Source organism: Erythrobacter sp. S43 (assembly GCF_057364955.1).
The window spans coordinates 319,477-345,048 of sequence record NZ_CP200285.1 but is presented as its reverse complement, the minus strand read 5'-3'; the positions used below and the strand labels follow the sequence as shown (position 1 = coordinate 345,048).

The following is a 25,572-nucleotide window of genomic DNA, read 5'->3' as shown; positions in this document are numbered from 1 at the left end:
ACGGGGGAGCATTTATGATGAAAGCGAGTATCGGTCTGGCACTTTCCGGAGCTGTGGTTGCAAGTGCAGCGCAGGCTGAGGAGGCTCAGTCGAGCGTCCATCTCTACGACATTGAAGCGCGGCTTCTTTACGAAGAGAGCGGCACCCTTTCTGACGATATCACGGCGATGAAGGACTTTGTCGCATGGAACACCATCATTGCGGAGGGCTCTGCCAAAGAACCGGCGACGGATGTTCTGGTTGCCGTAGTGCTGAATTCGGGCGGCGAGGTTTTTAGCGAGACGCCTCTGACGATCCGTGCACTTGGTGACGGAGGCAAGGTCCTGTTTGAGCGGACGTTCGCCAGCGTATTGGTCGACGGAACAGCGCACCAGTTCCTGTATCTCAAAGACGCGACCTGTGAGGGCGAAATCACCCTCGAAGCCAAGATGGGCGACCAAAGCCGGTCGGAAATGATCGAGCTGTTCTGCGGCGAATAGGAGAACCGATGCCAAGCCTGAAAGACACCTACCCGCTCTATCTCAACAACAAGGCCGAGCAGCCCAACACCGATCTGGCTGTCACGGATAAATATACGGGTGAGGTGGCTTTCCGCGTCGCGAAGGCCGGGCCGGAAATCATTGACGAAGCGATTGCGGGCGCGGTGCGGGCAACGGAGTCGATGGCGCGGCTGGCATCTTACGAAAAGCAGGATGTGCTGATGCACTGTGTCAATCGCTTCAAGGAGCGGTTTGACGAGCTCGCCTATGCGCTGTGCGTCGAGGCGGGCAAACCAATCAATGACAGCGAGGGCGAGGTCACCCGTCTGATCGACACCTTCCGTATCGCTGCCGAAGAATCGGTGCGCAATTATGGCGAGGTCATGCCGCTCGATATCTCGGCACGGGCGAAGGGGTATTCGGCGATGTGGAAGCGCGTGCCGATTGGCCCGTGCAGCTTTATCTCGCCCTTCAACTTCCCGCTCAATCTCGCCGCGCACAAGATCGCACCTGCTATCGCTATGGGTTGCCCGTTTGTGATGAAGCCCGCGTCCAAAACGCCGCTTGGTGCGATCATCATGGGTGAGGTGTTGGCCGAATGTGATGTGCTGCCCGAAGGCGCGTTCTCGATCCTGCCCGCCAGCCGCGACGGGGCGGACCTGTTCACGGAAGACGAGCGGCTGAAGCTGCTCAGCTTCACAGGATCGCCCGCCGTTGGCTGGGCGTTGAAAGCCAAGGCTGGCAAGAAGAAGGTCGTGCTCGAGCTCGGCGGAAATGCAGCCGTGATTGTCGACAAGGATGCCGATCTCGATGATGCGTTGGGGCGGATCATCTTCGGCGCATTCTACCAGTCGGGCCAATCGTGCATCGGGGTTCAGCGCATCCTGATCCACGAAGATGTCTATGATGCATTCAAGCCAATGCTGGTCGAGAAGACCAAGTCTCTGATCGCAGGCGACCCAAAGGACCGCGACACTTTTGTCGGTCCGATGATATCCGAAGGCGAGGCAACGCGGCTGAAAGGCTGGATCGACGAAGCCATCGAGGGCGGCGCGGACCTTCTCACCGGCGGCGGGCTATCGAACGGCAACATGCTCGAAGCGACGCTGCTCGAGAACGTCCACCGCGATGCCAAGGCACTGAACGAAGAAGCCTTCGGGCCGCTCGCGATTTTGCAGAAGTTCAGCACGTTTGACGAGGCGCTCGACGAAGTGAACCGCTCCACCTTCGGCTTGCAGGCTGGTATTTTCACCCGCGATCTGTTCCAGATGTACGATGCGTGGGACCGGCTCGAAGTCGGCGGCGTGGTGATCAACGATGTGCCCAGTTACCGCGTCGACAACATGCCCTATGGTGGCGTTAAAGACTCCGGGCTGGGCCGCGAAGGTATCCGGTTCGCCATGGAGGACATGAGCGAAATCCGGAACCTTGTCGTGCGCAGGACCTAGCTCTCCTCCAGCAACAACAGCACAGCCGTTACCTGCATCCGTTCATTGGCTCCGAAGCGATGGTCGACATCACGCACGGTCGCATCGGCCACCAGCTGACCGGGAATGGTGAACTCGTGATCGGGCAGGGCGGCGATAAAGTCTTCGCCCACCTCAACCGCCTCATGCCCGTCGAAATCGAGCACCACCTCATGCCGCGTGCCGGTGAAGGTGATGGAGGACCACGCCTTCTCTTCATGTGAGAGCAGGTTCGCGCGACCCTCGGCGAGCATGAGCAACGCCTCGCGCACACGGTCGCCCGTGGTGCGTTTGGGGCGATAGCGGCGAGCGCGGGGCTGGGCCGACTTTGTCTCGATATCCAGATCAAGCAGCATAAGCCGGCTCCCGCCATAGGATTGCGCCGATAGTGGCTGATTTGGTTTCGATGCGTTGTTCGAAAGGCTCGGGCGCTTTGCCATAGGCGCGCATCCAGGCCCGGGTTCGCGCCTCTGTCTTGGCGCGGGGGATACGGCCCATGCGCAAATCCAGAACGAAGCGCGGATCGTGGGCGGCCAAACGCCCGAACTTGGTGGCTGGCATATCGTGCTCACGCATGAATTTTTCGACGTCTCGTATCAGCATAGTGCGTCCCTCTTGCTGCGGTGGATGGATGGCGAATCACTCAATGTTCCTAATTTGTTCCAGTTGAAATCCTACTTGTCTAGGAAAAATCCTATGCTATAGGGGAATTATGGAACATCTCACCAAAGCAGAGCGCCATGCGCGCGGTCGGTTGCAGGATATAGTGCGTGACAAGCGCAGCAGTTTTGCGGAGCTTTCGCGCCTTCTGGGGCGCAATCCGGCGTATTTGCAGCAGTATGTGACGCGCGGCAGCCCGCGCCATCTCGACGAGCCGGACTTGCGGAAAATCGCAGCGTTTCTAGGTATTTCTACTCGGATCATCGAAACGCGGCGGTTTGATGATAACGACTATGATGCTCCCACAGTGCGGGACAATGTGCCTGCAACACCAGAGCGCGGCGAGTGGGTCGATGTGCCGCGCTATGCCGTCGGGGCCTCGGCAGGGCCGGGCGCATTGCCGGGAGAGGAAAATTCCTACGATTCGTTCCGATTCTCGCGTCGATGGCTCGCGGAACAGGGACTTGAGAAGTCCAAACTGTCCGCGATCACGGTCGAGGGGGACTCGATGGAGCCGTTGCTCAACGATGGCGATGAAATCCTCGTCGATCTATCCGAGCAACCCTATCGCGACGGTATCCATGTTGTGCGCATGGGCGACACCCTAATGGTCAAACGCGTAGCCAGCGCCGGAGGAGGGCGCTTCTCGTTGCTCTCACAAAACCTCGCCTACCCGCCCGTGAGCGTGGCGGCGGAAGATATCGAGATTATTGGTCGAGTAGTCTGGAAAGGTGGGCGGATTTAGCCCACATAATCCACATGGTTTCCTTTGGGCGAACAGTCTTGGCCGTATTTTTGGCCTCGTTGGTGAACAACATCTTGTTTTTCGCTGCGCCTTGGGACGCATGGTTGAGACCAGAGACTCACTTTGGAGCAACTGATACTTGGAAAATACCAGATTGGGGTTTCCTAGCTTTCGCCCAGTTTTTCGTTTTTGGATTTTGCGTTGTGGGTCTCGTGGTGCTGTTGATTGTGGCCCGGCTGCTAGTCCCTCACCAGTTTTCTGGCATCGTTGGTAAAGTGGTGTTCGTGGCACTTGGGGGGATGGTCGGTGGCACTATGTTTTTGGTTCTTTTCACTGATTATCATCTTCTGGACGCCGCGTTGGCCTCGGTGCCTGGCGTTGCCTTCGGAGCAATAACCGCTTTGAGCTTCGCGCTAATCTGCGCCGATTGGTTCCGGCGGTGGGAAGAAACACCCCTTGCCGAAGACTGAGCAAACTTCCATGTGAATCCGATGACCGACAAACCCACACCCCCCATGAAAGCCGCGATCATTCCGGTGACGCCGTTGCAGCAGAATTGTTCGCTGATCTGGTGCACTGCCACCAACAAGGCGGCGCTGATTGATCCGGGCGGTGATCTCGACAAACTGAAAGCTGGTGTCGCCAAAGCCGGGGTGAAGCTGGAGAAGATTCTCATCACCCACGGGCATCTCGACCATTGCGGTCAGGCGGGGATGCTGGCGGATGAGCTGGGCCTGCCGGTCGAAGGGCCGCATAAGGATGACCTGTTCTGGATCGAGCAGCTCGATGGCGATGGCGCGCGCTATGGCATGGTAGCCAAGAGCTTTGAGCCGACCCGATGGCTGGAGAACAACGACACCGTTACCGTTGGAGACCTAACGCTTGACGTAATCCACTGCCCCGGCCACACGCCCGGCCATGTCGTGTTCTTCCACGCACCCAGCCGCTTTGCGGTGGTCGGCGATGTGCTGTTCCAAGGATCAATCGGCCGCACAGACTTTCCGCGCGGCAACCATCAGGACCTTATCGATTCGATCACCCAGCGCCTGTGGCCGCTCGGCGAGGATGTGATGTTCATCCCCGGCCACGGCCCGACCAGCACGTTCGGTCAGGAGCGAAAAACCAACGCTTTCGTCTCGGACTACGCGTTGTCCTAAACTACACCCGCACCGATCAGGCTCGCCATCACTGCCAGGCCGAGCAGCACCAACAGCGTCACAATCGTGCCGATCATGCGGCCGATTTGGGCTTTGCCGCCGTCCATGCCGAACGCGTGCGCGACGCGGGCGATGATGTAGATACCGGCGACAATGGCCAGCCACGGTTCGCCTTTGCCCGAAAGCTCGATCGCCGCGATCAGGATCAAGACGAAAGGCGTGTTTTCGACGAAATTCGCCTGCGCGCGCATCCGGCGTTGCAAGGGCTCACTGCCGCCATCGCCAATGCCGATGCCCTGTGCCCGGCGGACGGCGCCGACGCGGATGGCAAGCCAGACATTCAGAACCGCCGCAGCCGCAGCGGCAGCCAGTGTTACCGGAAGCATTTCCATGATTGATCCCCTCTCAGATACTTGGCGACCCTGCTAACGAGGGGCGAGGGTGCTGGCAACGCGGGAGATTTCGCTCTGCACAACGCTTGCAAGACGCCGAAAAGATGCTATGTGCCGCGCCTTCCCGCCAAAACCGGCCCGGATGTTCGCGCGAGCAAGCCTTGTGCGCACCGTGGGTCTGGCTTAGAGGCGTTCACAGAATCACGAACGTTTTGCGACGTTCAACACACGAATTTACCTAAGGAACTGGCGTAGCCATGGCTGTCCCTAAGAGAAAAGTATCCCCGCATCGTCGTGGTAATCGCCGCGCTCACGATTCGCTGAAAGTCGAAGCATTCCACGAATGCAACAATTGCGGCGAGTTGAAGCGCCCGCACAACATGTGTGGTCACTGCGGCTATTATAACGGCCGTGAAGTGATGGTGCCGAAGGGCATCTGATCCCCTCTTTTTGCAAAGGAATGAGCGCATGAGCCTGCCGCGTATCGCGATTGATGCGATGGGCGGCGATGAAGGCGTGCGCATCATGGTGGAAGGCGCTGCGCTCGCTCGGCGCGCCCATGATGGATTCAAGTTCCTGCTGGTAGGTGATGAAACGCGCATCAAGGCTGCGCTCGACAATCACCCCAACATGCGCGGTGCATCGGAAATCCTGCATTGTGACGATGTGATCGGTGGCGAGGAGCTGCCGAGCAAAGCCATTCGCCGCGCCAAGACAACATCGATGGGTCTCGCTGTGAATGCGGTGAAGACTGGTGAAGCCGGAGCCGCTGTAAGCGCGGGCAACACCGGCGCATTGATGGCGATGAGCAAAATCGCGCTGCGCACCATGCCTGGTATTGATCGTCCGGCGCTGGCTGCTTTGCTACCCACGCTTGAAGATCACGATGTCGTGATGCTCGATCTGGGTGCCAATACCGAAGCGAATGCGCGCAATCTAGTTCAGTACGCTGTGATGGGCGCCGCCTATTCGCGGATCGTCAATGGATTTGACCGCCCGAAGGTCCGTCTGCTGAATATCGGCACCGAAGAGATTAAGGGCACAGAGGCCCTGCGCGATGCGGCGGCCCGCCTGCAAGCTGCCACCGAAGACGCCGAAGGCGGTCTGGCGTTAGAGTTCGACGGCTTCGTTGAATCCGACAAGATCAACCGTGGAGAAACGCATGTGGTTGTGACCGACGGCTTCTCAGGAAACATCGCGCTTAAAGCGATCGAAGGGTCGGCACGCTTTGTGACCGATCTTCTCAAGCACGCTTTTACCAGTTCGCTGCGTTCGAAGTTCGGCTTCCTCGTTTCGCGCCCAGCCACCGAGCTTCTGCGTCACCATCTAGACCCGAACAACCACAACGGCGCGATCTTCCTTGGCTTGAACGGCGTGGTTGTGAAAAGCCATGGCAGCGCAACGGCAAAGGGCGTTGCCCATGCGGTTGGCTTGACCGCCAGCCTGCTCGAAAACAAACTGATCGAGCGGATCGCGCACGACCTTGGCGAACTCGGCGAAGAAGCGCTGCGGGACAATGGTGGCAGCGAGGCTGCAGCGTGAGTGGATCGCGCCTGCTAGGCACTGGGTCTGCCTTGCCCAAACGGGTGGTGACCAACGCCGAACTGGCCGAACAAATCGATACCAGCGATGGGTGGATCGTCGAACGCACCGGTATTCGCCAGCGTCATATTGCAGGCGATGATGAGACGACCGCATCTCTGGCGACCGCAGCCGCGAGAGCTGCGCTCGATGACGCAGGGCTGAAACCTGCTGATATTGATGTGATCGTGCTGGCGACCGCAACACCGGACAACACGTTCCCTGCCACCGCGACCAAGGTGCAGAACGCGCTGGGCTGCAATGGCGGGATCGCTTTCGACGTTGCCGCAGTGTGCTCCGGCTTTCTCTACGCGCTGACAACTGCCGATTCGCTGCTGAAAGCGGGGCAGGGCACCCGCGCATTGGTGATCGGTGCAGAGACATTCAGCCGCATCCTCGATTGGGAAGATCGCACCACCTGTGTGCTTTTTGGCGATGGCGCGGGAGCGGTTGTACTCGGTGCGCCCGATGCCGACGCAGAAGCGGGCAAAGGTATCCTTGGCAGCCGCTTGCATGCAGACGGTGCGCAGCATGATCTGCTCTATGTCGATGGCGGGCCTTCAACCACCAAGACAGTCGGTCATCTTCGTATGAAGGGCCGCGAAGTGTTTCGCCATGCGGTTGTGAACCTTTCTGAAGTTCTGCACGAAGTGCTTGAAGAAACACACCTTTCCGCTTCAGATATTGACTGGATTGTCCCGCACCAGGCGAACAAACGCATCCTTGATGCGACCGCCAAGAAGCTTGGTATTCCGGCAGAAAAGGTGGTCGTCACGGTCGATCAGCATGCCAACACTTCGGCGGCATCGGTGCCTCTCGCGCTGGATGTGGCGCGGCGCGATGGCCGGATCAAAGCAGGGGATCTGATCATGCTTGAGGCAATGGGCGGTGGGTTCACCTGGGGCGCGAGCTTGATCCGAGTTTGAGTTTAGGCAGCAGCTGATGTGCAAAACTTGCACCTCACGTGCGATCACGTTTGCGAAAAGTGCGAAAAAACAGTAATCAGTTTACATAAGGTCTGGGTCGCACCGACTTAGGAGAAAGCGCATGATGCGTTCAGTTGGTACGCTCACCAGAGCGGATTTGGCAGAGACAATTAATCGCAAGATGGGATTCAGCCGTGCTGAATCGCTCGATCTCGTCGAGGCTATCCTTGATAAGATGAGTGATGCCTTGGCCAATGGAGAGAATGTAAAGATCTCCGGCTTCGGCAGTTTTGTGCTGCGCGACAAGAATGAGCGGATCGGCCGCAACCCGAAAACGGGTATTGAAGTGCCAATCACCCCGCGCCGGGTGATGACCTTCCGCGCCAGCCAGTTGCTCAAGGAACATATTGCAAAAGGCAGCTGATATAGATGGCAGATTTCGTTGACGGGAAAGAGGATGGTGCCCTGCGCACCATTGGTGAAGTCAGCGAAGCGCTTGATATCAAGCCGCACGTCCTGCGTTACTGGGAACAGCAGTTTTCGCTGTTGAACCCTCTTAAACGCAGCGGCGGGCGCCGCTATTACCGCCCTGAAGATGTCGCACTGGTCGAACGGATCAACAGCCTCGTCAATGAGGAAGGCTACACGCTAAAGGGCGCAGAAGCCGTTCTTCGTGCGTCTGGCAATCCGCAATTTGACCGCCGCAAAAGTGATCGCCGTTCGGGGGATCGCCGGGTGAGCTCAGATGCCACCTTTGAAAAGCGCGCAGACGAACCCGAAGGCGAGGTAGCAAGTGCAGCTGGCGTTGATGTCAGCGAGGCTGTCGAGAAGCTAAAGGCGATCCGCGCGCGGCTGAAACAGGCCATCGAAGCCTAAGCGACAAAGCGGTTCGGCGGCTTATCTGAACGCGATATCGCCAGCGATCATGCATTTCGCATCGGAATAGCGTGTTCGAACGGATGCGCAGACTGATTGCGCCGCGCCGTCAGGGCGGCGGTAGGATACCCACATTCCTTTGCCTGCCCGCGTTCTCGCGGTGCCGCTGGGTGATCTGCCATTCAGTTCACGCAAAACGTCGATCGCATGATCGCGGCGGCCCTCGAAGTTGTCATCTCGCACCACCAGCAGGAAGCGTGCATTGCCGTTCTGTTCGACACACTCAAATGCAAAACCGCGAGCTGTGAAGTGAAGCACGGCGCCAATGCATGAAAGGTCATTTGCCGTGCGCGGCTGCTGCGCTGCAGCTGGTTGAGGCAGGGAAGAGAGCGCCGCGACGGCGGCCCCCAATCGTTAGAAGTCCGCTCGATCTCAGCATCGCTATCCTCCTTTTACTATTCCGCCGCCATTAACTCCGCTTCGCCAAGGTCCACGCTGACGAGGCGAGAGACGCCTTTTTCGGCCATAGTCACACCGAACAGGCGGTGCATGCGGCTCATAGTCACGGCGTTGTGCGTGACGATAAGATAGCGTGTTTTTGTTGTGCGGACCATGGAGTCGAGCAGATCGCAGAATCGCTCGACGTTAGCGTCGTCCAACGGCGCGTCGACTTCGTCCAGCACACAGATCGGGGCCGGGTTGGTCAGGAACAACGCAAAGATCAGTGCGGTCGCCGTCAGCGCCTGCTCTCCGCCCGACAAAAGTGACAAAGATTGCAGTTTCTTACCCGGCGGTTCTGCAAAAATCTCGAGACCAGCCTCGAGCACATCCTCGCTGTCGATCAGCGCCAGATGGGCTTTACCGCCCTGGAACAGGCGCGGGTAAAGCTCTTGGAAGTGCTGGTTCACCTCGTCAAAGGCGGCGCGCAGACGTTCACGGCCTTCGCGGTTGAGATTCCCGATTGAACCGCGCAGGCGGCTAACGGCTTCGGCCAGCTCTTCCTGTTCGGAGGCGTTGGCGCCGTGCTCTTCCTCGATCCGCGCCAGCTCCTCGGCAGCAACGAGGTTCACCGGTCCAATGCGTTCGCGGCTGGCGGTGAGCTTGTCCATTTCCTCGGATTCTCGCGAGGAATGGCTGACACTCTCTTCGTCGAATTCAAACTGGGATGAGAGATGCGATGGCGGGCAGTGGAACCGCTCGCCTGAGATGCGCGCCATCTCGCTGCGGCGTGCTTCCTCGTTCTCTGCGCGAGTAGCCAGCGTCGCCCGACCTTCGCGCGCTTGCGCCAGTGTTTCGCCAGCATCGGCCAGTCTGCGTTCAATCGCTTGCAGCGCTCTTTCACATTCCTCGCGCGCGGCCTGCGCTTTCTCGAGCTCTTCGGTCAGCCGCTTGCGCACCGCATCGCCTTGCTCGATTTCCTCGATCAGAGAGGCAGGCTTGGCGGCGATGATGTTGTGCTCTTCCTCGATTTCTTCGAGGCGCCGAGCGGTTTCGGCGAGGCGCTGAGCGGCTTCGCCTGAGCGAGCCTGCCAGTTGGAGCGGTCCCCCTTTTGCGCGGCCGCCCGCTCGCGCATCACGGCGAGGCTTTGATCGTGCGAGGCGAGTTCTGCCATGGCAGCCTGAACCGCGGCCTTTGTCGCTTCGTTCTTCGCCTTGGCGGCTTCGAGCGAAGCGCGACCGGCATCGGGAGCCGGGAGAGCCTCGCGCGCTGTTTTGGCGGTTGCCAGTTCGGCCTCGGCTGCGGTCACTTGCTCGGCAATATCGCCAGCGCTTTGTTCTAATTCAGCAAGCCGAGTGGCGAGACGCTCTTTGGCCGCTTCGGCCTGATCAAGGCTGCGCAAAGCTTGCCGCTCGGTCTCGATCGCACCCGCAATCGAGCGTTCTTTGGCTACCAGCTCGGTTTGCAGCGCGGACAATTCTTCGCGCGCACCGCGTTCCTGCGCTTCGGCAAGTTCGGCTGCGCCGCGCAGATCGGGCAGTTGGTTCTCTAAGTCTGCGAGACGGTTGGCCGCCTCCAGCCGCGCTGCCTCGGCAGAGCCTTCACCGCGTGCGATAAACCCGTCCCACCGGCGCAGCGCACCAATCTTGGTGACTAGCCACTCACCGGGGCCAAGCGCGCGGCCGTCATCCTCTTCGGCAACGTGGACCAGCGCGAGGCGGGCGCGGAGTTCTGCCGGGCAGTCGGTGACGTGGTCGAGCAGACTATTGCCAACCTGCGCGGGGGCATCGCCTCCGGTCCAGAACCGCCCGTCGGTTGGTGCGGCCGGTTTACCCAGCGGTGATTTTGCGTCGCGGCCCAGAGCAGCGGCGAGGGCGCGTTCATAACCCTTTGCCACGCGCACCTTGTCCAGCGCTTTGGGTAGGCCTTCGCCGCCTTTGGCACTCTTTGCGCGGGCATCGCGGTCACGCACTAGCGCATTGTATTCGCGCTCGATCCCCGCCAGTTCGGCCTTCGCGGCGGCAAAGGCGCTGGAGGCGTCATCGCGGGCTTGTTGCAGATCGGTCTTGCGCGTTTGTTCGGCTTCAAGAGCTTCGCGCAGCCGCGCCAACTCGCTTGCTGCTTCGTTAGCGGCTTCGCGTGCGGCGATCACATCGTTTTCGGGATCACTTGTGCCCTTTAATTCGGTCTGAGCAGCTGCGATCCGGTCGCGTTCAGCGGTGACACGGGCGAGGCGGGTTTCGGCCTGTTCGATTGCCGCTTCGGCCACGCGCCATTCGGCTTCAACGCCTGCATGGTCAGCGGTGGCTTTGGCGAGATCGAGTTCGGCGGTGCGGCTTGCTCGCTCGGCCTGCTCGCTGCGATTGGCGATATCGGGACGCGCGGCTTCGGCAAGGCGCAGCGCCTCTTCGCTCTTGGTCAGTTCGGTTTCGAGCCGCTTGAGCGCCTCTGCCGCGTCGGAAGTCAGGCGGTCAGCCGCCACGCGGTCTTCTTCCAGACGAGTGCGCTGGCGAGAAAGATCGGCAAGGCGCGTTTCGGCCGACTCCAACTTCTCAGACAAGGCCGCCATGCGGTGACCATGCGCGCTCGCATCGTCGCGGCGGTCGGCGAGTTCATCGCGGGCATCGGCGAGTTTCTGCGCTGCCTCGGCCTGCTCCTTCTGGATTGCTTCGACCGCTTTTTGCGCTTCGACCACGGCTGCTTCCGCGCCTTCGGCCGCAGTGCGTGCCTCTTTCGCGGCATAGGCGGCGTCGCGCCAGCGGGCGAACAGAACGCGCGCCTCGGCCAGTTGGATCTTTTCGGTTAGCTTGGTGTAGCGCTCGGCCTGCTTGGCCTGACGCTTCAACGATGAAATCTGCGAGTCCAGACCCGCCATCAGGTCTTCAAGCCGGGCGAGGTTTGCTTCGGTAGAGCGCAGCTTGCTCTCGGCATCTTTGCGCCGGACATGCAGACCAGAAATCCCCGCCGCTTCCTCCAGCATCTTGCGACGCTCGGCGGGCTTGGCTGCGATCACCTGAGCGATTTTGCCTTGGCTCACAAGGGCAGGGGAGTGCGCACCGGTTGCCGCATCGGCGAAGGTCAGCGCGACATCTTTGGCGCGCACATCGCTGCCATTGACACGGTAGGCGCTGCCCGCTCCGCGCTCGATCCGGCGAGTGACGACGAGCTCTTCGCCCTCATCATCGGCGGCGTGCAGCACCACCTCGGCGAAGCCGCGTTCTGGCCGCGTTGATGTACCGGCGAAGATGACATCTTCCATCCCGCCCGATCGCATCGACTTGGCAGAGGTTTCCCCCATGACCCAGCGGATTGCTTCGAGCAGGTTGGATTTGCCGCACCCATTGGGGCCCACGACCCCGGTTAGCCCGGGTTCGATGCGCAGTTCAGCAGGCTCTACAAAGCTCTTAAATCCACTGAGCTTGAGCTTGCTGATCTCCATGGGTGTGGCGTGGCCTCCGGTCGCTTATTCGCTGCGTGCGCCGGCGCGCTGCAAAATAGGCTCGATCTGCTCCCATTGGCGCTCTTCCAGCACCTTGCCATTCAGGAAGAAAGTGGGCGTCGCTTGCACGTTCAGCTCTTTGGCCTGTGTGTCCGAAGCATTTGCGATAGATTCGATCTTATCGGTGTCAGCAAGGCAGGTTTTTGCCTGATCAGCGGACAGTCCGCGCGAAGCGAAAAAATCAATCAAACCCGCAGCTTCCGCCGCAGCTACAAAACGCTGTTCGGGAGGCAGGTTACCTGCGGCGTTGTAAGCTTCTGCATTCGCTTGGAAGCCTTGAATGATCTCTTCAAAGCTTTTCCAAGCCTGATCAGAAAGCGGCTGCATGCTCTCTTTCGGGCCACAGGAAACAAGCGTTGCAATGATCAGATCTTCAAACCCGCGAATTAGCTGGCGCTGCTCAAAGCTGACCACACCGGTCGAGATGTATTTCTCTTTCAGCGTTGGCTTTGCAGATTGTGAGAAGAACGCACAGGCGTTGCATGTATGCGACGCGTATTCGACGAGCTTGATCGGCGCATCAGGGTTACCCACTTTATAGCCCAGCTCTTCCGTGACCGTAACGGTATCAAGCCAGCTTGTTCCTTCAGGAGCAGCGATGTTCGCGATGGGATCACCTGCAATCTCAGCGCCAGCCGCATCATCAGTGCCGTCCCCGCAAGCGGTAAGGGCGAGTGCGAGCGAGGCCACCAGCGTGGTGCCCATTTTCGAAGCGGTGAAACGAGTGGATTTCATCACAAGTGATCCTTCGGTTGAAACTATGGTTCTATAGGGGCGCCCCAAGGGGGGCAAAAGCATGAGTAAAAAGCTTGTGCAAAAATGTTGCAGTTTTGAGTCAAAGCTGGGGAAAGGACGCCGAGCGCGCGATTTTTCCCGATAACTGTCCCGTTATTGGCCGCCATTTGCGGATGGGCGCGGGGCAAAACGCTGTGACAGCACCGGATAGAGCGCGCTCCAATCGTGCACATCGGTCAGCATCTTCCCGTCAAGCGCAAAGCTGGGCGTGCCGCGAACGCCAAATTCGGTGCGGTCAGCCGCGCCGTTGTCGATCAGCTTTTGAGCCGCCGCGTCATCACTGAGGCAAGCTGTGACCTGTGAAGCTGTGGCCCCTCGCGCGATCAGCTTGTCATCCAAATCAAGCGCCGCAGCCATACTGATACGGGCCGATTTGTCGGCACGCTGCCAGATGGCTTGCTGGCTTTGCGGTGATTTGATCGCCTTTTGCAGCCAAATGCTTTGCGACCACATGAAATCGCGGTGACGCGCTTTGAACCCCTTGTCGTCGCCGCATGCGACCAGCATCGATACGGTCAGGTCCAGATAATTGCGGATGACCGGGCGCACTTCGAGGTTCATCTTGCCCGGCACCAGCAAAGTCAGATCAATCGCCGGATCGCCTTGCTTGGCAAAGGTGGCGCAGTGGCCGCAGGTGTAGCTGATAAACTCGATCAGCGTTCCCTCAGCGTCGGGATTACCGACCAGATGCCCGCGCTCAGTGCGCTTGACGTCGCCGCTCCAGTTCTTGTCCTTAGGTGCCTTTTCGAACGCGCTGCTCTGATTGCTCAATCCTTGCTGCGCTCCAACAGAAGCCGTCATGGCGAGTGCACCTGCAAGTGCCGCGGTTCTGGCTAGTGTAGCGATCACGTCTGGTCGTCCTCTTTGGTTTCTTTGTCGCCCAATGATCGGGCGAGGGATTCAAGTACGGTTCTAAGCTCTGGATCACCGATATCGCGCAAGCTGTCACCCAGTTCCATCGGGATCGGTTTGAGCGAGGGTGGCGCCTTCGGTTTCTCACTCGCGCCTGAACCAGATGGTGCCTTAACCTCGCCTTGCCGGATTTTGACCCGCGCCACCGCGCTATAGCCGAAAAAGCGGTTCACCCGCTCGATAATCTCAGGGGTAACCTGCTGGATCAGCGGGGCGTGAGCGGGTTTGACGACGAGTTGCAGGATGCCTTCAGATTTCTCACCGGGAGGAAAGCGGATCGCCTCTGGCGTGCAGACCAATGAGTGGGTGGGGCCGACAATCTCTGGCCAACGCGTGACGACCGAGCTTTGCACAAAGCCGAAACGACGAAAGGCGGTGCGACCAATATCGGGCATCAAATCGCCAATCGGCTTTGCCGCGCCGCCACGAGGGCGTTCGTACTTTTTCGCAGTTTTGCGCGGGCCTTTGGTCTTGTCGCTTCCCATCGTGCGAATGCTCATGGCATAGGCGCGGCGTGACCGCCACCATCTCTGACATTCTTCTCGACTGGTATGACAAGCACGCGCGCGAATTGCCGTGGCGTACGCCGCCGGGTCAGCCGCGACCCGATGATCCGGCATACCCGTATCGTGTGTGGCTTTCCGAAATTATGCTGCAGCAGACCACTGTTGCTGCGGTGAAGCCGTACTTCGCCAAGTTCTTGGAGATTTGGCCAACCGTCGATGATCTCGCGGCAGCGAGCGATGACGAGGTCATGGCCGCTTGGGCGGGGTTGGGATATTATTCGCGCGCCCGCAATCTGGTGAAATGCGCCCGCGAAGTCGCGGCGATGGGCGGATTTCCCTCTGCCGAAGCGGAACTGCGCAAGCTGCCCGGATTGGGTGCCTATACCGCGGCGTCCGTGGCGGCGATCGCGTTTGGTGAGCGTGCGGTGGTGGTTGATGCCAATGTTGAGCGGGTCGTGGCACGGCTGTTCAACATCGAAGAGCCATTGCCCGCGGCTCGCAAGGCAATCCGTACGCATGCTGAGACCATTACGCCCGCAGAGCGCGCAGGTGATCTGGCGCAGGGCATGATGGACCTCGGTGCAACGATCTGCACCAGTAAGACACCGCGCTGCCTGCTTTGTCCCTTGCGAGAGGCGTGTGCTGGGTATGCGTCTGGTGAGCCCGAACGCCTGCCTGTGAAGCCTCCGAAGAAAGCCAAGCCCGAAGTGAAGGGCACCGCCTTCTGGATGGAAAAAGATGCCCATGTCTGGATCGTCACGCGGGAGGGCACAGGAATGCTCGGCGGCATGCGCTCGCTACCCGATGATGGCTGGAGCGCGCGCTCTGACGGCTCAGGCGAGGCACCAGAAGTTGGGGCATGGGAAGAGCTTGGCGCTGTGCGGCACACCTTCACCCACGCGCAACTCACCCTTTCGGTCAGGCGCAGCGAAGTTTCGCGAGAGCCTTCCGGGCAGGGCGAGTGGTGGCCAATTGAGCGGCTCGACGACGCTGGATTGCCGACACTATTCGCCAAAGCCGCGCGCTTGGCGCTGGCGCGCGATTAGATAAATCCGCCGCCAATCATCAGGCGCACAACGGCGATCAATCCGACGAAAAGGCAGAAATTGCGTCCGCTGTCGCTGCGCGAAATCGCGCCGAGGATGACGCCAATGCCGATTAGTGGAAGCGCAAGCCAATTGGCCCAACCCAGGAACGGTATCAAACCTGGTATAACCAAGACCAGCGATACCAGACCGAAGAGAAATGCGAGTAGATTTGCCATGTGTCTTATATGGGTAAGACACCATTCAGGTTCAAGTCTCTAATGCGATTTCATTCTCGCTTCCTGTCCAGTTGCGATTGACCACTCAACGCATCTGCCCCAAACAGCTTTCAAACAAACGTCCGGAGATCCCTGATATGGCCACTCAAGCCCTCAACCCCGCTCTGTCTCGCCGCGCATTGTTCCGTGCGGGCGGTTATGCCGCTGCCGGTGCCGCGCTCACCACGCTGCCATTCGGTCGCAGCCTGTTCGCGCACGATGTGTCGCAGGCGTGGCCCAATGTCGCCGCGATGGCGAACAAGTATGTCAGTGAGGGCAAGGTTGCCAACTTGCTGCTCACTTTCGGCTGGGGTCAGGAAGATCACGCGCACACAGTCGGCGGAGGGAAGTTGTCCTTCACTGAGCAATCAGAAGTGGACGAGAACACACTCTATCGCATCTATTCGATGACCAAGCCAATCACCGGCATGGCAATCATGATGCTGATTGATGAGGGCAAGCTGACCCTCGATCAGCCGCTGCACGAAGTGCTGCCGAAGTTTAAGGACATGCAGGTGCTGGTCGATCCTAAGGGATCGCTTGAGAACACCGTTCCTGCGAAGCAGGCGATCACGATCCGCCATCTGCTGACCCACACATCGGGCCTGGATTATGTACTGGCCGGAACAGACACGCCGCTCTTAAAAGCATACGCCAAAAAAGGCGTAATCGGCGGTCAGGCGAGCAAACTGCCGAACCCCGCCATCGACGGAAAACCCGCAGAAGGCCTTGAGGCGATGGTCGACAACCTTGCCGATCTGCCGCTGCGTTTGCAGCCGGGTGAGACGTTCTACTACTCGATGAGCATCGATGTACTTGGCCGCGTGGTTGAGGTCGTATCCGGCCAAACGTTGGCAGAATTTTTCCAGACCCGTTTCTTTGACCCGATGGGCATGACGAGCACCTATTTCACTGTGCCGCAAAGCGAGGCCAAGCGTCTCACTACCAATTACCTCGTCATGGGTGAGGCGACTCTGCCGATTGATCCGGGTGCATCCTCGATATACGCCGAAGGCCCGCCCATCTTCTGGGGTGGTTCAGGCCTTGTTTCCACACCAAAAGACTATGACCGTTTCCTGCGCATGGTGCTGGGCTACGGCATGCTTGGAAAAGAGCGCATCATGGGTGAAAACGCGGTGCGCAAAGGCGTATCCGACCTGTTCCCGGAAGGTGTGAACCTGAAAGGCACATGGATGGAAGGTCAGGGCCACGGTGCGGGCGGACGTTCGGTCAACGGCACATATGGCTGGGGCGGCGCAGCGGGAACGCTGGGCGCGGTTGATTTCAATCTTGGCCTGCGGACATCGCTTTGGACGCAGTATATGCCAAGCGACGTTCATCCGATCCGCGATGAATATATGGCCGCGATGGAGAAAGACCTCGCCGCAATGAAGGCCAAGAAAGCGGCCTGATGCCAGTATCTGCGCCGATTGCGTTTTCGGGTTCGCCGATAGACCGCGCGGATAATATCAGGGTTGATCCGGAGGCGCTGGGCGCGCGGATGGATTGGCGCGCGCGAGTGCTGAAGCTGGATGGCTTGTTGCCTGAGATCGGCGACCAAGGCGGTCTGGAATGGGGCACGCTTGCCGATGTCCCGCCGGAAGCCGAATTGGTGTTCCTTGGCTTGCTCGATGACAAAGCATGCTTTGCGCCTGTGCCCGATGCAGGTGCGACAGGACCCGCCTATGCCATGCCGCGCGCATGGCAGGTGATGCAGCTGCTGAGCCCCGAGGATCTCGCCATTTACGGTGGCGCGCGCAGCCTGTGTGATTGGCATGCGCGGCACCAGTTCTGCGCCAAGTGCGGTTCAAAGACCAAGATCGCCAAGGGCGGCTGGCAACGTTCCTGCGACAATTGCGGTGCCGAACACTTCCCGCGCACCGACCCGGTGACGATCATGCTGGTCGAGCATGAGGACAAGCTGCTCCTCGGGCGCCAACCGCGCTTTCCGCCAAAGATGTATTCCGCGCTCGCAGGTTTTGTGGAGCCGGGTGAGACGATCGAGGAAGCGGTGGCGCGCGAGATTTGGGAAGAGGCGGGCGTGCGCGCACATTCGGTGGAGTATATCGCCAGTCAGCCATGGCCATTCCCCAGCCAGATGATGATTGGCTGCACGTCCAAGACCGATGATCCGGAACTGACCATCGATGAGACCGAGCTCGACGATGCGCGCTGGTTCACTCGCGAAGAGCTGGAAGATGCGCGCCATGCGGGGCCCAAGGGCAATGAGCAGCTGATCTTCCCCCAGAAGTTCGCGATTGCGCACATGCTCGTAACATGGTGGCTCGACAAATGAGCGGTTGCGCACCTGACCGCATGACTATCGACATCTATTCGGATGTCATGTGCCCGTGGTGTCTGATTGGATATGGCCAACTGACCAAAGCGCTGGGCGCATTAGACGGCGAGATCGAAGCGCAAATCCGCTGGCGTCCGTTCGAGTTAAATCCTGATATGCCTGCTCAGGGCGAGGAGCAGGAAGCGCATCTTCAACGCAAATATGGTCGCTCCAAAGAGGAAGGCGCGGCGGTGCGTGGACAGATGCGCTCGATTGCCGAACAGGCAGGGGTGTCACTCAATTTTGAAGGCGAGGGCGAAGCGCCGCCAGCGATGATGTGGAACACCCGCGATGCGCACAAGCTGTTGAGTTTCGCGCTAGAGCAGGCGGGACCGCAGGTGCAGACCGATCTGAAACTCGCGCTGTTCAAGGCGCATTTCAACGAGCGTCGTGCGCTGAATGATCGCTCCGTTCTGCTCGATATCGCCGCCAGTGTCGGCCTTCACCGCGAAGCGGCCAAGGCCGCGCTCGACGACGCGGAGCTTGAAGCGCGCGTTGTCGCCGAAGAGCGGCAGGCATGGGATCTCAACATCTCCGGCGTCCCCGCGATGATCGTGAATGGCAAATTCATGATCCCTGGCGCGCAGGCTCCCGATGTTTACGTGAATGCCCTGCGGCGTGTGGCGACGAAGTCGCGCGATGCGGCATCGGAACCCAGCAACTCCTGACCCGTTCGGACTGACATGAAAAGCATCCTGATCGCCGCCATGGTCACCATCATCGCCTTCGCATTTGGCCATTTTGCCGGATCAGAGAGCGTCGAGGTGTTCGGCTACTCCGCCTTCTTCCTCTGCGTCGTCATCGCAATGGTCGTAAACTGGCTGGTTTTCCTGCCGTCTGCTGCGGCTAAGTCTGACACGTTCTACGACACAACCGGCGCGATCACGTATCTTACGGTCACGGCCTTCGCCTGCTGGGCCGCGATTAGTGTGCAAGGCTCGCTTGATGCGCGCGGGATCGCGCTCGCGGTCATGGTGGCGATCTGGTGCATCCGGCTGGGCAGCTTTCTGTTTATCCGTATCCACGCCATGGGAGGCACGGATTCGCGGTTTGAAAAGATCAAGGTGAACCCCGCGCGTTTTCTTGTGGCGTGGACGCTTCAGGGGCTTTGGGTGACACTCACCGCAGCGGCGGCGCTTGTCGCCATCACCGCAGAGCAACGCGCACCGATCGGTATCTGGTTCTGGATTGGCAGCGCCGTCTGGGTGTTTGGCTTCGCATGGGAATCCATCGCTGATGCGCAGAAGAGCGCGTTCAAGAAAGACCCGGCCAACAAGGGTAAGTTCATCAATGTCGGTCTGTGGAAGTGGTCCCGCCATCCGAACTATTTCGGTGAGATTACTCTCTGGCTCGGTGTCCTGTTGATCGCCGTTCCGGTGCTGACCGGATGGAGCTGGCTGGTGGTCATCTCTCCAATCTTCGTCTTCCTGCTGCTGACCAAGGTGAGCGGTGTGAACCTGCAGAAGAAGCAGGCGATCGAACGCTGGGGCGACGATCCGGCATATCGCGAATACCTCGCCAATACACCCGTGCTGGTGCCGCAACCACCCAAGGGATGACACCATGACCGACTTCGCCCCGAAAACAGCAGTGATCACTGGCGGGGCGAGCGGTATCGGGCTGGCGCTTGCCAAACGGCTGGCGGGGCAGGGCGTGCAGGTAATGATCGCCGATCTGCCGCGCGACAGCCTTGAGCGAGCAGCCTTGATCGACGGTGTGGTGACTCAGGCGTGCGATGTCTCCGATCTCGCCCAGGTAGAGGCATTGGCGGATGCTGCTTTCGAGACCTTCGAGACCGTTGACCTGGTGCTCAACAACGCTGGCCAAGGCGGGGTTCGCGGCAAGATGTGGGAGGTCGATCCAGACGCCGCCCGTGCGCATTTCGATGTCAATTTCTGGGGCATCTGGAACGGGTGCAAAGCCTTCGCTCCGCGCTTGATCTCGCAAGAGACCGCCAGTGCCATGTACAACACGGGCAGCGAGAACAGCTTCTTCTGTGCCGTGCCACAAACCGCCGCCTATATCGCGGCGAAGCACGCGGTGTTGGGCATGACAGAGAGCCTGCGCGAGGACCTGCCCGATCATGTTCACGCCGGACTGATAGTGCCCGGATGGGTGTTCACCCCGCTGGGGCCAGAGCAATTCATGAAATTCGGGATGGATGTGGATGCCTATGTCGACATCATCCTGCCGCAGATTCTCGCGCGCAAACGCTTTGTGGTCAGCCACGGATACAACACCGTGCGCATTGCCGAACGCATGGATGAGCTGATGGCAAGCTATACCGAGCACGCTTTGCCGGTTGAAGAGGATGCGCGCCATGATGTGCGGTTGGTGTTTGCGCAAATGCGCGAGGCCAGCAAAGCGGGTGGGAACGAATAGCCTCGCCTGCTATTAATCACCTAGGGTCAAGGCGTTGTCGCTGGCGATCTATGGGATGTCTGAAACGACTTTGAGGAGGTTTTTATCGTGATCCGCTTGTCTTCCAAACGCCTGATTGCTGCCACGCCTTTGATTGCTTTGCTTGCTGCTTGTGGCGGTGAAGCGGAGACCGGAGGCGAAACAGCTGCTGCTTCCGATGCGCCAGCTGAGATCGCCGAGCGTCAGGAGAACTTCGAAGCAATCGGAGATGCCTTCAAAGCAATCCGCACACAGTTTGATGCCGAAACGCCTGACCTTGCTGCGATTGCAACCGCCGCCGGAGACATCAACGAGCGTGCGCAGAAAGTGCCGACGCTGTTTCCGGCTAGCACCGGTATGGATGACGGCTACGACACCGAAGCGCTCGCCACGATTTGGGAATCGCCTGAGGAATTCGAGAAAGCGGCCGCCAATCTGGTTGAAGCCAGCGCCGCGTTGAAAGCCGCTGCGGAAAGCGGTGATGCAGCTGCGACCGGTGAAGCAGCAAAAGCCATGGGCGGGACCTGCAAGGCCTGCCACGACAAATTCCGCGTCGACAAAGACTGATCTGCGGATAGCCGCACCGCATGGCGACCAAAGCCGTCAAGATATGGGATTGGCCAGTACGGGTGACGCACTGGTCATTCGCTCTGCTTGTACCGGCGATGTATCTGACCGCCGAGAATTCCGAGTGGGGCCTGCATATGCGGCTCGGCCATGTGCTGCTGGGTCTGCTGATATTCCGCGTGATCTGGGGTTTTGTTGGCACCGACACCGCTCGTTTTTCGAGCTTTGTGAAGGGGCCCAGCACTGTAATCGCGTATTTGCGCGGTGGCTCCGATCCCAAACGTGAAATCGGGCATAGTCCGTTGGCTGGATTGGCTGTGCTGGCTCTACTAGGCCTGATGTTTCTTCAGGTCTCGATGGGCCTCTTTGCCGGTGACCCGTTTGACGGCGCCACGGGTCCGCTCAACGAGCTCGTGAGCATCACCACCGCCGATTGGCTGACCGACACGCACGAATGGTTTTTTGGACGATCTTCGCCATGATTGGCCTGCACCTTGCCGCGATCGCATTCTACAGCGCGAAGCTGCAAAACCTGATCGGTCCGATGATAGTGGGCAAAGGCGAGAAGGCGCTTGAGGTGGAGGGCAATTCTCACCACTCATTAAAGGCGCTGATCGGCAGTATTGCCGTCTCTGCCGGTATTGCGTTTTGGATTTATCTCGGCGCGCCGCCTTTCGCGAACTGACGTATCGAGACTTTGCGCTCGCTAACGATTGGACGCGATTTTACGAGAATTTACAGGGTCTGAGGTGGGGGATTCACACCCTGTTTAAGACAGTCTATGTATGCCACCATGACAGCGGGGCCACCCGCATTGTCTTGGAGATGTATCATGAAAGCGCGTTCCAATAGGTCGATTGCCGTATCGCTTGCAGTGTTGGCGGGCCTGACTTTCTCTCATGGCGCGGCTGCGCAGGATCGCCCGGGCGATGCGGAAACCCCAAAACCCACTCTCAACGAGACAGAGCAGAGCCAAAACCAAGCCGCGAAAAAGCCGGCAAAGATTGGATCGCTGCTCGATGTCGTAAGACCCGACTTTTCGGCTGATGGTGAGGGCGAACAAGCCGGTGAATTGCCGACGGAAAGTGAACCATCCAGGTCGCCTCAAACAGTCGCGCCTGACGATCTGGATGATAGCAGCGGCTCTTCAGATGCGGGCCGGGCGACTGACTACAACTCGTCGCGCTCGAATAAGAGCTTTGCCGCGCCTGCCGATCTTGATGAAGGTGGCGATAACGACGATGCCAACCCCACGTCGACGGTCGAGCGCAAGTCTGAAACTCCGGACTAAACCAGCCCCAGCTTTTCCAGCTTAGCGGCAAGCTTGCCGGGGAGCGCATCGCCGATGTCTTCGCCCGGATCGAGATCGCGCGGGGGTTCGCCTTTCAGATAACGCCAGCCTTGGTGCGCGCGTTTGGGGCGGGGAGAGACACGAACCAATTCCGGTTTCAATTCTATCCGCCAACGTGCGTCATCACCTTGGGTGAAGCCGGTGATCTCCGAACGCGCGACGATGCTGTGTTGGTGAATCCAGTATAGTGATCCGCCGATGCACTGCTCCCACTTCGTCGGGCGGTACTTCGTCGTCAAATAGGGGCTGCGGCGACCCGCATACCAGCTTTCAATATCGGCATAGCTCTTCGCGCCGAACGCGATTTTCGTCAGATGAAGGGGCATGGGATCAAGATAGGCGAACGGCGCCCATGCTCAACCCATCGGCACCAATCCACTCACAACCGCGAGGCCAAGGAACGCGAAAAAGCCCATGGAATCGGTGATCATCGTCACGAAGACCGATGAAGCGACCGCCGGGTCCTGACCCATCCGCTCGAATGCAACCGGCACAAGCACACCCGCAAGCCCGCTGATCGCAATATTGATCACCATGGCGAGCGCGATGACGACGCCCATCTGCCAGCCGAACAGGCCCCAAGCGGCGAGGCCGATCAGCACCGCTACAGTCACACCGTTGAGCAAAGCCACACGCAATTCGCGCCAGACAATGCGCCAAGTGTTCGATTTGGTCAGCTGATTGGTCGCTATCGCGCGCACGGCCACGGCCATGGTCTGCGTGCCTGCGTTTCCGCCAATGCTCGCAACAATCGGCATCAGCACCGCGAGAGCCACAAGCTTCTCGATCGCCGCACCAAAGAAGGCGATGATCGCGGAGGCGACGACAGCGGTGCCAAGGTTTGCGACCAACCAGCGTACGCGGCTGGAATAGGCTTCCTTGATCGGCTCGTTGATGTCGCCATCGCCCGCACCCGAAAGCAAAAGCGCATCCTCGCCCGCCTCTTCGGAGATAATGTGGACGATATCATCCACTGTGATCTGGCCGACCAGACGCCCGCTATCATCCACAACAGCAGCAGAGATCAGCGCGTATTTCTGGAACATCAGGGCGACCTCTTCCTGATCCATCTCTGCCGGGATCAGGGTTTGATCGCGCTTCATGACGTCGGTCAATTTGATGGAGCGCGGGGTGGTGAGGATCCAGTTGAGCGCACAGGTGCCGACCGGATGATACCCTTCGTCAATCACGAAGACTTCAAAGAAATCATGCTCCAGATCGCCTTCGATGCGGAGATAATCGATCAAATCGCCCACAGTCAGGTGCTCGGGCACCGCCATGAAGTGGCGGTTCATCAAACGTCCGGCGGTCTCCTCGGGATAGGCAAGCGCGCTTTCAACCGCGGCCTGCGTTTCCGGTTCCAGCTCGGCGATAATCGCCTTCTGGTCGTCCTCGTCGAGGTCTTCGAGCAGCTGGACCGCATCATCGGTTTCAAGCTCTTCCGCGATGGTGGCGACGTCAGCGGGCTCGAGTGCCTCCATCATCACTTCGCGCACGTGATCGTTGAGTTCGGCGACCACGTCGCTCGACATCAGATCGGTGATAGAAGCGGCAAAGTCCGCGCGGTCATCGCTGTCGAGCAGCTCGATCAAGTCGGCAACATCGGCAGGGTGAAGCGGCTCCACAAGGGCATAGACCGCACCCTTGTCGCCTGCATCCAGCGCGTCACGCACACTGTCGAGAAATTCCGGCTTCAGACGGTTTTCTTCGTCGTGACGCTCGTCATCGATGCGGTCATCGGGGCGCACTTCTTCCTCGCCCGTATCGGCGATAACCGCGTCGTCTTCGAGGAGTGCCGGATCGACCATGGGGCGGGTTTAGAGTCGGCGTTGTGAAAAGCAAGCAGATGGCGATTTCACGCGGGTGACATCGGCTCCCAAAGCGGTTAGGCCGTGCGCAAATTCAACAGGAGATATTCGCAATGGCCGATAAACTGACCTTCACTCTCGAATCCGGCGATGTTGTCATCAAGCTGCGTCCCGATCTGGCCCCGGGCCATGTCGAGCGCATCACCGAGCTTGCCGGTGAAGGCTTTTACGATGGCGTGGTGTTCCACCGCGTGATCGACGGCTTTATGGCGCAGGGCGGTGACCCGACCGGCACCGGCATGGGTGGCAGTGACAAGCCTGACCTGAAAGCCGAATTCAACGCAGAACCGCATGTGCGCGGCACTTGCTCGATGGCCCGTACGCAGGTTCCAGACAGCGCTAACTCGCAGTTCTTCATCTGCTTTGGCGATGCCGAGTTCCTCGACGGTCAATACACCGTGTGGGGCCAGGTCGAGAGCGGCATGGAACACATCGACGCGCTGCCCAAGGGTGAACCGCCCGCAAGCCCGGGCAAGATCGTGAAAGCGACGGTTGCCTAAACAACTGATCCTGATCGGCATTGCGGGGCTTTTCCTCGCGATGCCGAGCGGGGTCTTGGCCCTGCCGTCTGGAGGGCCGGAAAATGAGGGTGTGGCAGTGTCTGATCGTATCGACGCTGTGATTGCGGCGCTGGAAGCCGACCCATCGCCCGAAGCCCTCAGCCGATTGGAAAGCCTTCTCCAGCGGGCGCAAGTCGCAGCGGAAGAGGAAGACAACCCGAACTTTCGCGAAAAAGAGCCGGTCGAACCGCTGTTGCGCGAAGTGAACGCCATCCTGCCGTTTGAAACGGACCGCGCTTACTTCAAGAGCCTGTACGGGTGGACCGACACCGAAACGCTCGCACGGATCTGGGCATTTGAGCGGCCAGAGGTGGTGACGGACCTTTCGAGCAGTGAAATCAGGCAGCTGATCGAAGCCGCTGACAAGCACATAACTTCGGACAAACTCGACCGTTTCATCTGGTTCCTGGACCAGTCACTGCCAGAAGCATTCAACACCGATCTGTTGTTCTACCCTTATGCCCAGTGGGACTATGACGGGGTGACAGACGAGATCATCAAGCGCCGACAAATTTTCGCCGATGGCGGCAAAGAGGCGTTAAAAGCGCACGAACAAGAAACAGCCAGACAGACTTTGCAGGCTGGAACCGCTCCTTTTGCTACTTTGCGCATGGCCTTGACCAAACTGGATGAGGAAGAACAGGCGCAGTTTGCCGCTATGGTGGAGGCGAAGGGCAAGGAACCGGTTCCTGCAGAAGAAGCCATTTCTGACTAGGCTTCAACTCGCGTTCGCTTTGTTGTAGTGGCGCGGC

The 25,572-nt window shown here is 59.3% G+C and carries 33 protein-coding genes; 22 read left to right on the top strand and 11 right to left on the bottom strand.

Annotated features, from left to right (window positions below; translation table 11 throughout):
* Positions 1–14: 14 nt before the first annotated feature.
* Together AC0V6K_RS01810 and AC0V6K_RS01805 are read left to right on the top strand one after the other, a co-directional pair.
* A complete protein-coding gene (locus tag AC0V6K_RS01810) occupies positions 15–479 on the top strand; it encodes a hypothetical protein (protein ID WP_472624204.1) in 465 nt (154 codons plus the stop codon).
* An 8-nt stretch (positions 480–487) separates the two neighbouring features.
* On the top strand, positions 488–1,927 hold the full coding sequence (locus AC0V6K_RS01805) for an aldehyde dehydrogenase family protein (protein ID WP_472624202.1): 1,440 nt from the start codon (positions 488–490) through the stop codon (positions 1,925–1,927).
* Here the strand turns inward: AC0V6K_RS01805 and AC0V6K_RS01800 are convergent.
* Both AC0V6K_RS01800 and AC0V6K_RS01795 read right to left on the bottom strand, forming a co-directional pair.
* The gene (locus tag AC0V6K_RS01800) at positions 1,924–2,301 is read right to left on the bottom strand and encodes a hypothetical protein (RefSeq protein WP_472624200.1); all 378 of its coding nucleotides are present in this window, start codon (positions 2,299–2,301) and stop codon (positions 1,924–1,926) included. The genes AC0V6K_RS01805 and AC0V6K_RS01800 overlap by 4 nt on opposite strands.
* Positions 2,291–2,548, bottom strand: a complete 258-nt coding sequence (locus tag AC0V6K_RS01795; protein WP_472624198.1) for a hypothetical protein — start codon at positions 2,546–2,548, stop codon at positions 2,291–2,293. The genes AC0V6K_RS01800 and AC0V6K_RS01795 overlap by 11 nt, the downstream gene beginning before the upstream one ends.
* Positions 2,549–2,657: 109 nt before the next feature.
* On the opposite strand from AC0V6K_RS01795, the gene AC0V6K_RS01790 reads away from it, so the two are divergent.
* The 3 genes from AC0V6K_RS01790 (at position 2,658) to AC0V6K_RS01780 (ending at position 4,507) form a co-directional block, all read left to right on the top strand.
* Complete coding sequence (locus AC0V6K_RS01790; protein ID WP_472624196.1) at positions 2,658–3,350, top strand: S24 family peptidase; 693 nt, start codon at positions 2,658–2,660, stop codon at positions 3,348–3,350.
* A gap of 62 nt (positions 3,351–3,412) precedes the next feature.
* Entirely contained in the window at positions 3,413–3,820 is a 408-nt protein-coding gene (locus AC0V6K_RS01785; RefSeq protein ID WP_472624194.1) for a hypothetical protein, read from the top strand.
* 45 nt (positions 3,821–3,865) lie between these two features.
* Complete coding sequence (locus AC0V6K_RS01780) at positions 3,866–4,507, top strand: MBL fold metallo-hydrolase (RefSeq protein WP_472626203.1); 642 nt, start codon at positions 3,866–3,868, stop codon at positions 4,505–4,507.
* On the opposite strand, the gene AC0V6K_RS01775 is transcribed toward AC0V6K_RS01780, so the two are convergent.
* Entirely contained in the window at positions 4,504–4,899 is a 396-nt protein-coding gene (locus AC0V6K_RS01775) for an MAPEG family protein (RefSeq protein ID WP_472624192.1), read from the bottom strand. The two genes, AC0V6K_RS01780 and AC0V6K_RS01775, sit on opposite strands and share 4 nt — an antisense overlap.
* A gap of 257 nt (positions 4,900–5,156) precedes the next feature.
* Here AC0V6K_RS01775 and rpmF point away from each other — a divergent pair, with 257 nt between their 5' ends.
* From rpmF to AC0V6K_RS01750, 5 genes are all read left to right on the top strand, one after another.
* Complete coding sequence (gene rpmF, locus AC0V6K_RS01770) at positions 5,157–5,339, top strand: 50S ribosomal protein L32 (protein ID WP_472624190.1); 183 nt, start codon at positions 5,157–5,159, stop codon at positions 5,337–5,339.
* Positions 5,340–5,367: 28 nt separating this feature from the next.
* Positions 5,368–6,441 carry a phosphate acyltransferase PlsX gene (plsX, locus tag AC0V6K_RS01765; RefSeq protein ID WP_472624188.1) on the top strand — a complete coding sequence of 358 codons (1,074 nt, stop codon included), beginning with the start codon at positions 5,368–5,370 and terminating at the stop codon, positions 6,439–6,441.
* Positions 6,438–7,406, top strand: coding sequence for a beta-ketoacyl-ACP synthase III (locus AC0V6K_RS01760; protein ID WP_472624186.1), 969 nt, complete (start codon positions 6,438–6,440; stop codon positions 7,404–7,406). The genes plsX and AC0V6K_RS01760 overlap by 4 nt, the downstream gene beginning before the upstream one ends.
* A gap of 121 nt (positions 7,407–7,527) precedes the next feature.
* Positions 7,528–7,830, top strand: a complete 303-nt coding sequence (locus AC0V6K_RS01755) for an integration host factor subunit alpha (protein ID WP_472624184.1) — start codon at positions 7,528–7,530, stop codon at positions 7,828–7,830.
* 5 nt (positions 7,831–7,835) lie between these two features.
* Positions 7,836–8,282, top strand: a complete 447-nt coding sequence (locus AC0V6K_RS01750) for a MerR family transcriptional regulator (protein ID WP_472624182.1) — start codon at positions 7,836–7,838, stop codon at positions 8,280–8,282.
* Positions 8,283–8,303: 21 nt separating this feature from the next.
* On the opposite strand, the gene AC0V6K_RS01745 is transcribed toward AC0V6K_RS01750, so the two are convergent.
* The 5 genes from AC0V6K_RS01745 to AC0V6K_RS01725 all read right to left on the bottom strand — a co-directional run bounded on the left by AC0V6K_RS01745 (position 8,304) and on the right by AC0V6K_RS01725 (position 14,427).
* A complete protein-coding gene (locus AC0V6K_RS01745) occupies positions 8,304–8,600 on the bottom strand; it encodes a hypothetical protein (protein ID WP_472624180.1) in 297 nt (98 codons plus the stop codon).
* A gap of 137 nt (positions 8,601–8,737) precedes the next feature.
* Positions 8,738–12,160, bottom strand: coding sequence for a chromosome segregation protein SMC (gene smc / locus AC0V6K_RS01740; RefSeq protein WP_472624178.1), 3,423 nt, complete (start codon positions 12,158–12,160; stop codon positions 8,738–8,740).
* A 24-nt stretch (positions 12,161–12,184) separates the two neighbouring features.
* Complete coding sequence (locus AC0V6K_RS01735) at positions 12,185–12,955, bottom strand: thioredoxin domain-containing protein (protein WP_472624176.1); 771 nt, start codon at positions 12,953–12,955, stop codon at positions 12,185–12,187.
* Positions 12,956–13,108: 153 nt separating this feature from the next.
* The gene (locus AC0V6K_RS01730) at positions 13,109–13,816 is read right to left on the bottom strand and encodes a DsbA family protein (protein ID WP_472624174.1); all 708 of its coding nucleotides are present in this window, start codon (positions 13,814–13,816) and stop codon (positions 13,109–13,111) included.
* A gap of 44 nt (positions 13,817–13,860) precedes the next feature.
* Positions 13,861–14,427: a DUF721 domain-containing protein gene (locus tag AC0V6K_RS01725; protein ID WP_472624172.1), complete on the bottom strand. Its 567-nt coding sequence runs from the start codon at positions 14,425–14,427 to the stop codon at positions 13,861–13,863.
* A gap of 14 nt (positions 14,428–14,441) precedes the next feature.
* Between AC0V6K_RS01725 and AC0V6K_RS01720 the strand changes: the two genes are divergently transcribed.
* Positions 14,442–15,479, top strand: a complete 1,038-nt coding sequence (locus AC0V6K_RS01720) for an A/G-specific adenine glycosylase (protein WP_472624170.1) — start codon at positions 14,442–14,444, stop codon at positions 15,477–15,479.
* On the opposite strand, the gene AC0V6K_RS01715 is transcribed toward AC0V6K_RS01720, so the two are convergent.
* Positions 15,476–15,697, bottom strand: coding sequence for a hypothetical protein (locus tag AC0V6K_RS01715; RefSeq protein WP_472624168.1), 222 nt, complete (start codon positions 15,695–15,697; stop codon positions 15,476–15,478). The genes AC0V6K_RS01720 and AC0V6K_RS01715 overlap by 4 nt on opposite strands.
* 137 nt (positions 15,698–15,834) lie before the next feature.
* Between AC0V6K_RS01715 and AC0V6K_RS01710 the strand changes: the two genes are divergently transcribed.
* The 9 genes from AC0V6K_RS01710 (at position 15,835) to AC0V6K_RS01670 (ending at position 22,332) form a co-directional block, all read left to right on the top strand.
* Entirely contained in the window at positions 15,835–17,148 is a 1,314-nt protein-coding gene (locus tag AC0V6K_RS01710) for a serine hydrolase domain-containing protein (RefSeq protein WP_472624166.1), read from the top strand.
* Complete coding sequence (gene nudC / locus AC0V6K_RS01705; RefSeq protein ID WP_472624164.1) at positions 17,148–18,032, top strand: NAD(+) diphosphatase; 885 nt, start codon at positions 17,148–17,150, stop codon at positions 18,030–18,032. The genes AC0V6K_RS01710 and nudC overlap by 1 nt, the downstream gene beginning before the upstream one ends.
* Positions 18,029–18,742, top strand: coding sequence for a DsbA family oxidoreductase (locus AC0V6K_RS01700; protein WP_486172535.1), 714 nt, complete (start codon positions 18,029–18,031; stop codon positions 18,740–18,742). Before nudC ends, AC0V6K_RS01700 begins: the two co-directional genes overlap by 4 nt.
* A gap of 15 nt (positions 18,743–18,757) precedes the next feature.
* Positions 18,758–19,633 (top strand): DUF1295 domain-containing protein, encoded by an 876-nt coding sequence (locus AC0V6K_RS01695; protein WP_472624160.1) that lies wholly within the window; start codon positions 18,758–18,760, stop codon positions 19,631–19,633.
* Positions 19,634–19,637: 4 nt separating this feature from the next.
* On the top strand, positions 19,638–20,456 hold the full coding sequence (locus tag AC0V6K_RS01690; protein ID WP_472624158.1) for an SDR family NAD(P)-dependent oxidoreductase: 819 nt from the start codon (positions 19,638–19,640) through the stop codon (positions 20,454–20,456).
* An 87-nt stretch (positions 20,457–20,543) separates the two neighbouring features.
* Positions 20,544–21,041 (top strand): c-type cytochrome, encoded by a 498-nt coding sequence (locus tag AC0V6K_RS01685; RefSeq protein ID WP_472624156.1) that lies wholly within the window; start codon positions 20,544–20,546, stop codon positions 21,039–21,041.
* A 20-nt stretch (positions 21,042–21,061) separates the two neighbouring features.
* On the top strand, positions 21,062–21,523 hold the full coding sequence (locus AC0V6K_RS01680) for a cytochrome b/b6 domain-containing protein (protein ID WP_472624154.1): 462 nt from the start codon (positions 21,062–21,064) through the stop codon (positions 21,521–21,523).
* Complete coding sequence (locus AC0V6K_RS01675) at positions 21,496–21,726, top strand: hypothetical protein (RefSeq protein ID WP_472624152.1); 231 nt, start codon at positions 21,496–21,498, stop codon at positions 21,724–21,726. The genes AC0V6K_RS01680 and AC0V6K_RS01675 overlap by 28 nt, the downstream gene beginning before the upstream one ends.
* Before the next feature lie 147 nt (positions 21,727–21,873).
* The gene (locus tag AC0V6K_RS01670) at positions 21,874–22,332 is read left to right on the top strand and encodes a hypothetical protein (RefSeq protein ID WP_472624150.1); all 459 of its coding nucleotides are present in this window, start codon (positions 21,874–21,876) and stop codon (positions 22,330–22,332) included.
* Here AC0V6K_RS01670 and AC0V6K_RS01665 read toward each other — a convergent pair.
* Positions 22,329–22,718: a DUF1489 family protein gene (locus AC0V6K_RS01665; RefSeq protein ID WP_472624148.1), complete on the bottom strand. Its 390-nt coding sequence runs from the start codon at positions 22,716–22,718 to the stop codon at positions 22,329–22,331. The two genes, AC0V6K_RS01670 and AC0V6K_RS01665, sit on opposite strands and share 4 nt — an antisense overlap.
* Before the next feature lie 30 nt (positions 22,719–22,748).
* On the bottom strand, positions 22,749–24,200 hold the full coding sequence (gene mgtE, locus AC0V6K_RS01660; RefSeq protein WP_472624146.1) for a magnesium transporter: 1,452 nt from the start codon (positions 24,198–24,200) through the stop codon (positions 22,749–22,751).
* 113 nt (positions 24,201–24,313) lie between these two features.
* On the opposite strand from mgtE, the gene AC0V6K_RS01655 reads away from it, so the two are divergent.
* Both AC0V6K_RS01655 and AC0V6K_RS01650 read left to right on the top strand, forming a co-directional pair.
* A complete protein-coding gene (locus AC0V6K_RS01655) occupies positions 24,314–24,760 on the top strand; it encodes a peptidylprolyl isomerase (RefSeq protein WP_472624144.1) in 447 nt (148 codons plus the stop codon).
* Positions 24,753–25,535: a hypothetical protein gene (locus AC0V6K_RS01650; RefSeq protein WP_472624142.1), complete on the top strand. Its 783-nt coding sequence runs from the start codon at positions 24,753–24,755 to the stop codon at positions 25,533–25,535. The genes AC0V6K_RS01655 and AC0V6K_RS01650 overlap by 8 nt, the downstream gene beginning before the upstream one ends.
* The last annotated feature ends 37 nt before the right edge of the window (positions 25,536–25,572 follow it).